Annotated in this window: 13 protein-coding genes; 4 read left to right on the plus strand and 9 right to left on the minus strand. The window is 59.8% G+C overall.

Translation table 11 applies throughout. From position 1 onward, the window contains the following. Positions 1-10 precede the first annotated feature (10 nt). Together IE111_RS14250 and IE111_RS14255 are read right to left on the minus strand one after the other, a co-directional pair. Entirely contained in the window at positions 11-1,201 is a 1,191-nt protein-coding gene (locus tag IE111_RS14250; protein WP_189609901.1) for an NAD(P)/FAD-dependent oxidoreductase, read from the minus strand. Positions 1,202-1,518: 317 nt separating this feature from the next. Continuing rightward, positions 1,519-1,710: a zinc ribbon domain-containing protein gene (locus tag IE111_RS14255; protein ID WP_189609903.1), complete on the minus strand. Its 192-nt coding sequence runs from the start codon at positions 1,708-1,710 to the stop codon at positions 1,519-1,521. Positions 1,711-1,922: 212 nt separating this feature from the next. Here IE111_RS14255 and IE111_RS14260 point away from each other — a divergent pair, with 212 nt between their 5' ends. The 4 genes from IE111_RS14260 to IE111_RS14275 all read left to right on the plus strand — a co-directional run bounded on the left by IE111_RS14260 (position 1,923) and on the right by IE111_RS14275 (position 4,209). Beyond that, positions 1,923-2,267: an ArsR/SmtB family transcription factor gene (locus IE111_RS14260; RefSeq protein ID WP_189609904.1), complete on the plus strand. Its 345-nt coding sequence runs from the start codon at positions 1,923-1,925 to the stop codon at positions 2,265-2,267. Then, a complete protein-coding gene (locus tag IE111_RS14265) occupies positions 2,260-2,682 on the plus strand; it encodes an SRPBCC family protein (RefSeq protein WP_189609906.1) in 423 nt (140 codons plus the stop codon). Before IE111_RS14260 ends, IE111_RS14265 begins: the two co-directional genes overlap by 8 nt. Positions 2,683-2,890: 208 nt before the next feature. Continuing rightward, positions 2,891-3,724 (plus strand): N-acetylmuramoyl-L-alanine amidase, encoded by an 834-nt coding sequence (locus IE111_RS14270; protein WP_189609908.1) that lies wholly within the window; start codon positions 2,891-2,893, stop codon positions 3,722-3,724. Between the two features lie 101 nt (positions 3,725-3,825). Continuing rightward, positions 3,826-4,209 (plus strand): DUF1761 domain-containing protein, encoded by a 384-nt coding sequence (locus IE111_RS14275; protein WP_189609910.1) that lies wholly within the window; start codon positions 3,826-3,828, stop codon positions 4,207-4,209. Between the two features lie 80 nt (positions 4,210-4,289). Here IE111_RS14275 and IE111_RS24650 read toward each other — a convergent pair whose 3' ends face one another. From IE111_RS24650 to IE111_RS14310, 7 genes are all read right to left on the minus strand, one after another. Continuing rightward, positions 4,290-4,556 carry a DUF1289 domain-containing protein gene (locus tag IE111_RS24650; protein WP_189609912.1) on the minus strand — a complete coding sequence of 89 codons (267 nt, stop codon included), beginning with the start codon at positions 4,554-4,556 and terminating at the stop codon, positions 4,290-4,292. 12 nt (positions 4,557-4,568) lie between these two features. Next, a complete protein-coding gene (locus IE111_RS14285; RefSeq protein WP_229805369.1) occupies positions 4,569-5,612 on the minus strand; it encodes a PDC sensor domain-containing protein in 1,044 nt (347 codons plus the stop codon). A 364-nt stretch (positions 5,613-5,976) separates the two neighbouring features. Continuing rightward, on the minus strand, positions 5,977-6,819 hold the full coding sequence (locus tag IE111_RS14290; protein WP_189609914.1) for an ABC transporter ATP-binding protein: 843 nt from the start codon (positions 6,817-6,819) through the stop codon (positions 5,977-5,979). A 144-nt stretch (positions 6,820-6,963) separates the two neighbouring features. Further along, complete coding sequence (locus IE111_RS14295) at positions 6,964-7,953, minus strand: ABC transporter permease (RefSeq protein WP_189609915.1); 990 nt, start codon at positions 7,951-7,953, stop codon at positions 6,964-6,966. 18 nt (positions 7,954-7,971) lie between these two features. After that, entirely contained in the window at positions 7,972-9,351 is a 1,380-nt protein-coding gene (locus IE111_RS14300) for a CmpA/NrtA family ABC transporter substrate-binding protein (RefSeq protein ID WP_189610361.1), read from the minus strand. Positions 9,352-9,946: 595 nt separating this feature from the next. Beyond that, a complete protein-coding gene (locus IE111_RS14305; RefSeq protein WP_189609917.1) occupies positions 9,947-11,077 on the minus strand; it encodes a CmpA/NrtA family ABC transporter substrate-binding protein in 1,131 nt (376 codons plus the stop codon). A gap of 19 nt (positions 11,078-11,096) precedes the next feature. Beyond that, on the minus strand, positions 11,097-11,663 hold the full coding sequence (locus IE111_RS14310) for an ANTAR domain-containing response regulator (RefSeq protein ID WP_189609919.1): 567 nt from the start codon (positions 11,661-11,663) through the stop codon (positions 11,097-11,099). Positions 11,664-11,742: the final 79 nt, after the last annotated feature.

Here is an 11,742-nt window from a genome sequence, read left to right on the forward strand (position 1 = left end):
TCCTGTGGCGTTAAGCGGCGGCCGCCTGTCCGAGCAGGACAGAACGGGCGTCGTGAATCGGGGTGTCTCGGTCGATCAGGTCCTGATAAATGTCGGCGTGGTCGACGGTGCCGACCATCTCAAAGCCGATCAGGCGATCGTTCAGGACATGCAGGCGCCGGCATTGGCGCTGCCGGGGGTTGTCCAGCGTGATCTGGCGGGCGTCGGGATGAGCGATGTCGCCCATGGACACCACATCCAGACCGGAGATCTTTAAACGGGTGCTTTCCTCGGCGACGGCGTAGAAGCGGGTTTGACCGCACAATACGCCGGCCAGTATCCGGGCTTGCTGATAGGCCGGGTTAACCAGCCCGAAGGTCCGACCCTGGAATTCGGCGCATTCACCAAGGGCGAACAGACGCGGGTGCGAGGTGCGCAGGTGGTGGTCGACGACGATGCCGCGCTCGACGGTTAATCCCGCCTGTCGGGCCAGATCGGTATTGGGCCGAATGCCGGCGGCGGCGATCAGGGCATCCGCGGCCAGGTGTTCGCCGGTGTCGAGGGTGACGCCCCGAAGCACGGGTTCGGCCTGAATGGACTGCAGTGAGGCCTGTAGCCGCACCGCGATGCCCGCGTCCCGGAAGGCATTTTCAAGGTAACGCGCGGTGGCGGCGGAGAGCTGTCGATTCATCAGGTGGCGGTTGCGATGTACCAGGGTGACGTTCTGGCCGCGTTGGCGCAGGCCCCAGGCGGCTTCGAGGCCCAGCAGGCCGCCGCCGATGACCACAACGTCGCGGCCGGTCGGCAGGTCTTTCAGCCAATGGCCATCCGTCTTGGAGCGAAAGGCGCGAATGGCGGGTTGCTCCGGGTAGGGGCAATCCGGCAGGCGGGGCAGGGCGCCGGTGGCGAATACGCAGCGGTCGAATGGAAGCGTTCGGCCGGAAGCGGTGCGCGCAAAGCCGGTCGGGTCCAGTTCGATCACAGCATCGGCGCTGATCAATTCGATACCGGACCGGTCGTACCAGGCGCGATCGACCAGGTCGAGATCGGGTTCATCCACTTCGTCAGCCAGCCAGGGTGTCAGTTGAATGCGGTTGTACCCCACGCCCGGTTCGTCGCCGACGACGGTGATGCGGCCGGCATAGCCCTGGCTGACCAGTTCCTGAAGCAGGCGGGTCGCGGCCATGCCGTTGCCGATGATGAGCAGTCGTTCTGTTGCCATGCCATCCTCTCTCGGCCTGTCGTTTCACCGGCCGGTTTGGCCGGATAAAACGACAGGCATAAAAAAAGCGCTCTGGGGTTGCCCCCAGAGCGCCAATGCTCGATACGCAAATCACAGTGTAAGGCCATTGCATCACCCGGCTCGGCGAACCGAATCGGGATATGCCATGACTGAGTGCTATATTGCTAAGGGCGTGCCAACTTCAGGAAATCGCGCAGTGGCGGGCTTGCAGGGCCAAAGGGCCGTAATCGACCCGGGCGGGATTGCACCAAGGGAGTACAAAGGGGGCGTCAGTCTGTGCAATAACAGGGCGAGGGTCAGTCGTTTTCGCGTCGCAGTTCCAGAATACGGTCGCCCTGGGTGATCACCACCATGGGCTGACAGCAGGCTTCGCAGTCTTCCACGTATTCGTCGAGCTCGTCGGATGGGTCGATGACCAGATTGATGGGGGTGCCGCAATAGGGGCAGTGCTCGTGTGTGATTTCCGTGAACAGGGTTTCCTGACTCATCGGAGGGCCTCCTTCATGATTGTCGGATGCGGGCCCCGGAAGAATACAGTCGCGTTGATTCAGCGGTGGATAGCCCTGATGAAGACGCGGGGCCGGTTCAAGGCCTCACTATAGCAAAGCCCCGGCAGACTTCTGTTTCTTTATGAACAGACCGTTACAAAATAATCAACCAAAAGGTTGAATAATGGCGCTGAAGGTTTATATTCAACCTTATGGTTGAGCAACGAGACGAACAACAGCTTTCGGAGATCCTGAAAGCCACCAGCGACGCCACGCGCCGCAGCCTACTGACCACTCTGGTTCAGGCGGGCCCCACGCGCGTGACCGATCTGGCCAACCATTACGACATGAGCCTCAACGCGGTGAGCAAGCACATCAAGGTGCTGGAGGCGGCGGGCCTGGTCAGCCGTAGGACGGTCGGTCGCAATCACCTGATCGAGGCGAACCTGGACCCGATTCAACGAATCGACGACTGGTTTCGGAACCTGCGCAGTATCTGGGAACTGAGGCTGGAAAAACTGGACCACCTGCTGACAGAGGACCGCAACGATGACTGATCTTTCCCTGAACGTCTCCCGCACCATCAAGGCCCCGATCGAACGCGTCTACAACGCCTGGCTGGACCCGGCCATGCTGGCCCGTTTCATGCTGCCCGGCGAAGGCATGAGTGTGCCCGAAGCCGACACCGACCCGCGTGTCGGCGGCCGGTTCAGCATCATTATGGCCGCCGGCGAAGACAAACTGCCGCACGGCGGCGAGTACAAGGAACTGGATCCGCACACCAGAATTGTGTTCACCTGGGAATCACCCTTCTCGGCCGACGGGTCGACCGTCACCATTAACCTGAAGGAAGTGGACGCGGGCACGCATGTGGAGTTGACCCATGTGACGTTCGTCAACGAGGAGTCCCGCGACAACCACGAAGCCGGTTGGGGCGCGATTCTCGACAAGCTGAACGAGGTCGTTCTCTGAAACCCGGATGGCCTGTCCAGCGAAAGCAGCGGCCCGGATTGCCGGATGGACTCGCGGTCCGGTATCCGGTCGCTGTCGTATTTGCGCTCGCGGTTTTTTGCGCTAAACCTATAGCCCATACCACAACAAGAAAATCCAGCCGTACAGGATTTCCGTCACTGTTAACGCCTGCCCGCATTGAGGGCGGGGAAGTCGATGGGGTATGGACATGAAAATCGCGAACCACCAGCTTAAAGACGACGATCTTCTGAGTTTCGATTTCAAAACGCCGAACATGAGCGGCAAGTTCGCCAATGGTTTGCCGGACACTCTGGTGATCCATTTCACGGCGGGCAGCAGCGCGGAAAGTTCGGCCAGGCATTTGTGCAAACCCTCGGCGAAGGCGTCGGCGCATCTGGTGGTCGGACGCGACGGCAAGGTGTATCAGTTGGCGCCGTTCAACCGGGTAGCCTGGCATGCCGGCAGGAGCACCTGGAAAGACCGCAGCGGTCTGAACCAGTACGCCATCGGCATCGAGATCGATAACGCGGGGCAATTGACGGATAACGGCAACGGCTTTTATCAGACCTGGTTCGGAAAGAACCTTCCGGTGTCGGAGGTTTTCCACGGCAGGCACCGAAACCAGAGTGAACCGAGTTATTGGCACGCGTACACCGAACCGCAAATCGCGCGGGTATTCGAATTGTGTGAACTGCTGATCGATCACTATGGCATCACCGAGATCGTCGGTCATGAGGAAATCGCGCCGGGTCGCAAGGTCGACCCGGGCCCGGCCTTTCCGCTGGATAAACTCCGCGACCAACTGCTCGGCGATACGCGGGACCAGGATGCGCCGGCACCGAAACCGGCTTCCAAAGAGGTTATCGTCAATGCCAGCCAGTTGAATATCCGCAAGGGTCCGTCGACGAGTTTTCAGACTGTCGCCGCGCCACTGGAACAGGGCACCCGGGTTCGGACATTGAATAAAGAGGACGGCTGGGTCGAGGTGGAATATTGCATCCGGGGTTGGGTGAGCGGTCAGTATTTGAAAGCGCCGGACTAGCGATCCAGAATCCGTCAGAATGGTTTGTCCACGCTAAAACATCATGTCGGCCGCGATGAAACCTCGTGCCGGTACTCAGGGGAACGTTGGAGGGTAAGACAATGGAAGATTTTTCCGCCGTCAGTTGGTTGGCCGTCGGTACCGGTACCGTAGTCGCCTTTTTGGTCGGTTGGGCCTGGTATGGCCCGTTTTTGTTTGGCAAAAAATGGGCTGAGGGATCCGGAGTGGAACTGGGAACGGCTCAGTCCATGCCTGTCTTCGCCATGGTATCCCAGTTGGTGGGATTGTTTTTGTTGTCACTCGTGATCGGCTTGACAGCAACCATGGATGCCTTGATGACAGCGATGCTGGCGATCCTGGCGATGGCCGTGTTCGTGGTCTCCATGGGTGCCTTCGTCAAAAAGACGAATTATGCCCTGGTCGTCGATGGCGGCTACATCATAGTCTCCGGGATCGTGATGATTCTCGCGCAGGCGATTTTCTGATCGGTTTCCAGGCCCTGCCGATGGCGTGGTTTCGCGGTGATGTAACGGACGGTGTGGCTGCGCCAAATCAAGGCGTGAGGTCAGGAGTCGTCGGGTAGAAGCGGAATGATGTCGGGGAGATCGCGCGATGGTTCGTCGGACTCGCTCCGGCGGCGCAGAGCGAGTTGGTGCCGGTAGCGACGCATGTTACAGGCATCCAGAATCTGCCGTTTGGTGGCGTTGTCGAGCCGGTGCCAGTGCTGGCGTTCCTCGCGGGAACGGTAGCAGCCCTTGCAGTAGCCGCGCGCGCCGGACTCGCACACGTCGATGCAGGGGCTGGGGATGTCGAAGAATTCCAGTTGCTTCACGAGCGTACCCGGTCAGTTGCTCTCCTTTTGGCTCAGCTTGCGATAGATACCGAGACCGATCAAGAGTGCGACGGCCGATAACATCATAAACACAGCCTGATTCAACTGATTGGTGCTGCCGAGCAGGGACTTGAACATCAGCAACAGGGCCTCGATGGATACGGCGATCAGGATCGCTGACATAAAGCGTACGATGGTGCGTTCAGTCGAACCGTGATGATGAATGTTTTTGTGAACAAACACTTCCTCTTCGAGAATCGTCTTTCCCAGATCGAAAATGGCGAGCCCCAGGGTGATGAGTATCACTACGCCGAACGCCTCGGTCGCGACATTGGTCGGCTGGGTGAAAATGTTGAACAGCAGTTCCCCCGAGCTCCACAGCAACAACCCGGCGACGACCAGAAGCAGGGCGCCGATCAAGGTGTACACCGCCTGAAAGAGCGGATGAAACCGGTAGCGCAATTGGTCGTGGCTGAGGTAGGCGATCAGTCGCTGCAGGTTCAGGTTCAGCACCAGGTAACCGGCCGTGGTGCCATCGTCATGATCGAACCGGAGCACGGCCGAGATCGCCAGCCGGTGCGTCGCGCTCGATAAATAAGGCTCGGTCACGGTGATTTTCCGCCGGTTTTGACTCGCGGCCAGAAAATAGGGTCGGTTGCTGCGGTCCGAACCGCGTCCCATGGTTCGTCGTTTGGGTTCGGTGACTTGTCGGCCGTAGGCGGAATCCATCAGCTGGGTGCCTTCGGCATCCAGGCTGTACAGCATTTCGATGAACGGGTAGGCGCGGCTGAGGTGATCGACTTCCTGACGCTGGGCGTTGGCGTCGGTCAGCAGTTGGATATTGTCCAGACTGGAGACAATGGATTCGATCATTTGATCGATGGCGGTACGATCCTGGTCGTAATTCGAGATCAGGTTCAGATAACTGTGGTAGGCCATGGCCGGTGTTGGTCGGACCTCGTCGGTGGTGGGTGTCCGTATCACGGTAACGGCTTGGTGAACGGACCTCAACTGGACCGGCCGGGCAGGTTCGATGGCTTTGTTGCTGGTTTTCAAAGGATTGGCCAAACGGGGCTGAATCGAGTTCGTTTGGGTCGTTAGTTGAAAGAATGCTACGAAATAGACGATATTTCGGGGGTGTGGTTGGAAGGTGTTGTGAAAAAGATTCTTAAGCTGCGTGTAGGGTGGGCACCGCCCACCAATCAAGTGTAATTGGCTTAAAAGCCAAACGACTGGAAAATGTAGGTTGGATTAGACGAAGGCGTAATCCAACAAATAGGTTATTATTCGTGATGGTGCCCATGTCCACAATGTTGGATTACGCCTTCGGCTAATCCAACCTACCTACCGAAACAGAAATAGATCCGAGCCAAGGTCTTGGTGGGCAGCCGAACCGTCGGACCGACCCACCCTACGGATGCTAAGCTACCTCACTGGCTTTTTTGGGCGACGCCGTACTCCGCGACCCAATCGGCTCAATCTTCCGCTGTTTCTCATACAGGAACGTCAACACCTGCGAGCGCAACCGGTTGTACTCGCTGTCGTCGGCCAGGGCGATGCGGTCACGCGGACGTGCCAGGTTCACGTCGAGCACTTCTCCGATGGTGGCGGACGGTCCGTTGGTCATCATAACGATGCGGTCGGACAAGAGTACGGCTTCGTCGACGTCGTGGGTGATCATGATGACGGTGTTGCCCAGTTGCGCCTGGATGTCCATCAGCGAATCCTGCAGGTGCGCCCGGGTGAGGGCGTCCAGCGCGCCGAAGGGTTCGTCCATCAGCAACACCTTGGGTTGCATGGCCAGCGCGCGGGCGATACCGACGCGTTGCTTCATGCCGCCGGATATTTCGCTCGGCCGTTTGTGCATGGCGTGCCCCATGTGGACCAGCTCCAGGTTGTGGGTTATCCAGTCCTTCATTTCATGCTTGGTCATGGTTTTGCCAAAGACGCGCTTGACCGCGAGCTGGACGTTTTCCCAGGCAGTCAACCAGGGCAGCAGGCTGTGATTCTGGAACACCACCGCCCGTTCCGGACCGGGTTCGTTGACTTCGCGGCCATCCAGTACGACGCCGCCCCGGGTCGCCTGGTGCAGGCCGGCGACGATGTTCAGAACGGTGCTCTTGCCGCAGCCCGAGTGACCGATCAGGGAGACGAATTCGCCTTCGCGAATTTTCAGGTTAACGGTGTCGAGGGCGCGGAAAGGTCCCTTGGGTGTCGGGAAATCGATGCCGACGCCGGTGAGTTCGAGGTGGGGTTTAGTCATATTAAATGCCTCCAGTATGTTTTGTGGTTCCGTAGGATGGGCACTGCCCACCATGGAAGAACGTATCGGTGCCGGTTGTTCCTGTTAGCGGGTGGTTTTCATTCGATGGTGGGCGGTGCCCACCCTACGTTGGGTCCAACAACGTCACCGCTGCTCGGTCGATTTATCCCAGCTCACCCATTTCTGCAACTGCAACATGGTGCGGTCGAGGCCATAGCCGATCAGACCGATGACCAGTACCGCCACCATGATGCGTCCGAGCGAATCGGAGCTGCCGTTCTGGAACTGGTCCCAGACAAATTTGCCGAGGCCGGGGTTTTGCGCCAGCATTTCAGCGGCGATCAGCACCATCCAGGCGATGCCGAGCGAGACCCGCAAGCCGGTGAACATCATCGGAATGCTGGACGGGATGACGATGGTGCGGATGTGCGTCAGCGTCGGCAGGCGCAGTACCTGACTGACGTTGACCAGGTCCTGTTCAATGTTGGCGACGCCGACGGCGGTGTTGATCAACGTCGGCCACAGGCAGCACAGCGTCACCGTGAACATCGAGGTGATGAACGACTTCTCGAACATCGGGTCTTCCGACACATAGACCGCACTCACCACCATGGTCACCAGCGGTAACCAGGCCAGCGGCGAGACAGGTTTGAACACCTGGATGATCGGGTTGGCGGCCTGATAGGCCGAACGCGACAGGCCGATCAGAATCCCGGCCGGAATCGCGATCAGACTGGCCAGAATGAACCCGGCCAACACCGTAACCAGGCTGGTGCCGATCTGGTCGATAAAGGTCGGCTTGCCCGGATAATCCCGGATGCGCGGTTCATAGGTCGGGTCGTCCGCGACCCGGGCGGCGTTGCGCTCTTCCTGGCGCTCGAAGAACGCCGCTTCTTTGGCGCGTTCGGTCCGGTGTTCGTCCCACAAGGCGTGAGCCTGGTCGTAGACGACGGCCGGTCCCGGAAATTGCCCCAGGGAGGTGTCGACCTGGGCCGCACCCAGTTGCCATAGCCCGAGAAACACCAGCACACCCACAATGGGAAGGAGGGCGGCCGAGAGCCAGGCCTTGGGGTTGATGTCGCCGATGTGCTCGCGCAATCGAACGACGGGTTTGAAGGTGCTTTGTAAGGTCATGGTGCTTCTCCAGGCGGGTTACAGGCGGTCGTCGCCCTTCAGGCCAATCGGGAATTGTTCCAGATAGGCGTTGGGCCGGGTGCCGTCGTAGGTGATGCCGTCGATGAATTCGGTTTGCGGCGGTTTGAAACCGGTCTCGGAGTCGAATTCCGGGAACTGGTCGGCGCTCATCAGGCCTTCGGCAATCAGTTCCTCGGCGGCGAGCTGATACAGGTCCGGCCGGTAAACGCTGGCGGCGACTTCCTTGTACCAGTCATCGGTTTTCGGTTCGGCGATCTGGCCCCAGCGGCGCATTTGCGTGAGGTACCAGATGGCGTCGGAGTAGTAGGGGTAGGTGGCGTTGTAGCGGAAAAAGACGTTGAAATCCTCGACCGGCCGCGTGTCGCCTTTCTCGTATTCAAAGGTGCCGGTCATGGAGTTGGCGATGACTTCGTAATCCGCACCGACATAGTAAGGCTTGGCCAGAATCTCGACCGCCTCGGGACGGTTGGCGTTGTTGTTGGCGTCCAGCCATTCGGCGGCGCGGATCAGGGCCTTGACCAGGCGCACGGTCGTGTTCGGGTATTGCTCGGCGAATTCGCGGGTGATGCCGAACACCTTTTCCGGGTTGTTCTTCCAGATCTCGTAGTCGGTGATCACCGGCACACCGATGTCCTTGAACACGGCCTGCTGGTTCCACGGTTCACCGACGCAGTAGCCCATGATGGTGCCGGCTTCCATAGTGGATGGCATTTGCGGGGGCGGTGTGACACTCAACAGGACGTCGGCGTCGATCTGGCCGGAGGTATCGCCGTTCGCCGGAGCGTAGTAGCCCGGGTGCAGACCGCCGGCGGCCAACCAATAACGCAGCTCATAATTGTGCGTGCTGACCGGGAACACCATGCCCATTTTGAAGGCGTCGCCGCGTTCGTGAAAACTCTCCACCACGGGCTTGAGCGTGCTGGCGCTGATTGGATGAACGGGCTTGCCGTTCTCGTGCGGGATGTGCGTTTTCATTTGCTCCCAGATGGCATTCGACACCGTGATGCCGTTGCCGTTCAAGTCCATTGAGAAGGGCGTGATGATGTGCGCTTCGGTGCCGTAACCGATGGTCGCCGCCAGCGGTTGGCCGGCGAGCATGTGGGCGCCGTCCAGTTCGCCGGTGATGACCCGGTCGAGCAGTACCTTCCAGTTGGCCTGGGCTTCCAGGCTGACGTAGAGGCCTTCATCCTCGAAAAAGCCTTTTTCGTAGGCGATGGCCAAAGGGGCCATGTCCGTCAGTTTGATAAAACCAAAGGTCAGTTCCTCTTTTTCCGGCCAACCGACATCGGCCTGAGCGGTGGTCAACAATCCCACTGTGGCGAGGCCGGTAGCCAACCAGTGACGAAAGCGCTGGCGGGCGTGTTTAACAGTCTTCATGGTCATCAGGGTGTCTCTCCCGTGGTTCGGTTTTTCGCGGGCACAAAAAAACGGCGCCGCGATCGCTTTCGCGATCAGGGCGCCGTTGCCAAGGTGTCTTGAATGTGTGCGATCGGACCGATGGTTGGGTCGTATGCGGTGCGAGCCCGTCGCGGGGACGCCGGGCTCGATCGGTCCGATCCGTAGGGCCGTCGTCGGCCTCTGATTCTCGTGGCACAGCACGCTGTCCGGTCACCTGGAGGAATCCCGTAGGCGCCTATGCCTCTAAAGAGGTAGTGCGAAGGGCGTGCCAATAACGGCGATTGATATATAAGGCCCTGTTTTTAAAGGGGATTATCGGATGTGAGGGGATTGAGACGATCGCTGCGACCCTGTCGCATTGCACTGGCAGAGCGCTAAAGGAGTAGAGGCTGCACCAAGACGATACCCCAAATGGGGTCTTATTTGAGGGGGTTGCCCGAGTACGTAGGTTGGATTAGCGCGTGAGCGCGTAATCCAACATAATCAGCCCGCATAGGTTTGGGAGCCACAATTACGAATGTTGGATTACGCCTGCGGCTAATCCAACCTACACTTTTTGCCAATCGTTTAGCTGTCAGCCACCCAGGATTGGGTGGCGGTCGTCCCGGGCATTCTCGGGCTTGTCGTCTTCGGTCGGTGACGGGATTGCCAGTGTTTGCGCAACTTCCCGCCAGGTGGCGGTGTCGTAGGCGCGTTCAATCAGAGCACGCCGGTCGCCCGGCAGGGTCTGGATCTGGCCGGCGTCGAGCATCTGATCGAGCATCCATTCGGCCTGGCTGCGCCAGGGGAAGGTAGCCGCGTAGTGGAAATACTGTTTGCGCCAGCGCGGAAGGCCGTCGATCCAGGGCGTTTGCAGCGCGGTGAGCAACAAGTCGGACGAGCAGTCGAGATACTGTGGCCGGGACAGCCAATGCGCGACCGAGGCGATGCGGTCCGGTTCGTCCAGCCATTGGCAGGCCCGCAGCACAGCGCTCACCAGGGCGCGGTGGCTGTTCGGGGCCTCGCGGGCAAAGGCTTCGCTGACGCCCAGCACCTTTTCCGGAGCGTTTTGCCAGATGTCATAGCCGAGTACGGCGATGCGGCCTGCATCCAACCGGTCGGCGCCGGTGTTCCAAGGCTCGCCGACGCAATAGCCATCGATGTCGCCCCGGCGCAGTGCATCGATCATCGCCTGGGGCGGTAAAACGCGAATATCGACGTCTGCTTCCGGATCGATGCCGGACTCTTTCAGGAACAGCCGTAACAGGTAGGTATGCATGGAAAACGGGTAGACGGTGCCGAACACCAGCCTGGCCTGGCCGGCGGCTCGTCGTCGTTCGATCGCCGTGTGCAAAGCACGTCCGACCGGACCGGGCCGGGCGGGCAGATCGATGGCCAGCTCCCCGGCCAGGGTGTTGGACAGGGTGATGGCGTTGCCGTTGTAACCCAGTGCCAACGCCGTGGTGAGCTTCGGCAGCGGGCGGGAACCGGGCATGCGCATCTGGCTGGCCACCACCATGGGCGCCAGGATGTGGGCGCCATCCAGCAGCCCGAACACCAGCTTGTCGCGCAGGCTGGCCCAACTGGCCTCGCGCTGGAGGGTGACGGTCAGGCCGGCATCGCGGAAAAAACCGAGTTCGTGGGCGACGATCAGGGGCGCGGCATCCAGCAGGGGGACAAAGCCGAGGTTCAGGGTGCGTTTTTCCAGCTTGGCGGGGTCTGTCATGGTGTCCTCGGAGTGGGTATCAGGATTCGAACAGGTCGATGACGTCGTGTGCGATCTCGACCAGTCGCACACTCTTGTTCATGGCCATCTTGCGCATGGCGTTGAAGGCCGCGTCCTCGTCGCAGTCGCGGTGCTTCATCAGCAGGCCTTTGGCCCGGTCGATGACCTTGCGGTCGGCGAGTTCGGTCCGGGTTTTGTCCAATTCGCCACGCAGCGACTGGAATGCCTCGAAGCGGGAAATAGCGACCTTGATGATGGTGTTGACCCGTTCCGGTTGCAGACCGTCGACAATGTAGGCGCTGACTCCGGCCTCGATGGATTGCCGGATCACTTCGGAATCGTCGTCTTCGGCGAAGAAAATAATCGGTCTCGGATTGCGATCGGACGTCAGCGCCACATCCTCAAGCATGTCCCGGTCCGGCGACTGGGCGTCGACGATGACGACATCCGGTTGGAAGGACGCGACCAACTGGTGTATGCGGGTCTGGTCGGGCGTACGGATGACGACCGCGTGGTCGAGCGCGGTCAGGGCTTCTTCTATAACCCGTGCCCGTTCGGGCTGGTTATCGATCACCAATATATTCATCTTGCCTATCTGAGCCTGGGAAAGGGAACTGTCGCGACGTCCGGGCACTGGTGTGCCTCTTTTGACGTCGTCCGAACCC

This window comes from Saccharospirillum salsuginis, from assembly GCF_014651855.1.
In the GTDB taxonomy this organism is placed as follows: Bacteria; Pseudomonadota; Gammaproteobacteria; order Pseudomonadales; family Natronospirillaceae; genus Saccharospirillum; species Saccharospirillum salsuginis.

Bases quoted from the DNA above. Each gene is read 5' to 3' on its own strand.
- IE111_RS14295 (WP_189609915.1), bottom strand. From the start codon at position 7,953: ATGACCTTACAAAGCACCTTCAAACCCGTCGTTCGATTGCGCGAGCAC.
- IE111_RS14275 (WP_189609910.1), top strand. From the start codon at position 3,826: ATGGAAGATTTTTCCGCCGTCAGTTGGTTGGCCGTCGGTACCGGTACC.
- IE111_RS14260 (WP_189609904.1), top strand. From the start codon at position 1,923: ATGGTTGAGCAACGAGACGAACAACAGCTTTCGGAGATCCTGAAAGCC.
- IE111_RS14310 (WP_189609919.1), bottom strand. From the start codon at position 11,663: ATGAATATATTGGTGATCGATAACCAGCCCGAACGGGCACGGGTTATA.
- IE111_RS14305 (WP_189609917.1), bottom strand. From the start codon at position 11,077: ATGACAGACCCCGCCAAGCTGGAAAAACGCACCCTGAACCTCGGCTTT.
- IE111_RS14270 (WP_189609908.1), top strand. From the start codon at position 2,891: ATGAAAATCGCGAACCACCAGCTTAAAGACGACGATCTTCTGAGTTTC.
- IE111_RS14250 (WP_189609901.1), bottom strand. From the start codon at position 1,201: ATGGCAACAGAACGACTGCTCATCATCGGCAACGGCATGGCCGCGACC.
- IE111_RS14300 (WP_189610361.1), bottom strand. From the start codon at position 9,351: ATGAAGACTGTTAAACACGCCCGCCAGCGCTTTCGTCACTGGTTGGCT.
- IE111_RS14265 (WP_189609906.1), top strand. From the start codon at position 2,260: ATGACTGATCTTTCCCTGAACGTCTCCCGCACCATCAAGGCCCCGATC.
- IE111_RS14290 (WP_189609914.1), bottom strand. From the start codon at position 6,819: ATGACTAAACCCCACCTCGAACTCACCGGCGTCGGCATCGATTTCCCG.
- IE111_RS14255 (WP_189609903.1), bottom strand. From the start codon at position 1,710: ATGAGTCAGGAAACCCTGTTCACGGAAATCACACACGAGCACTGCCCC.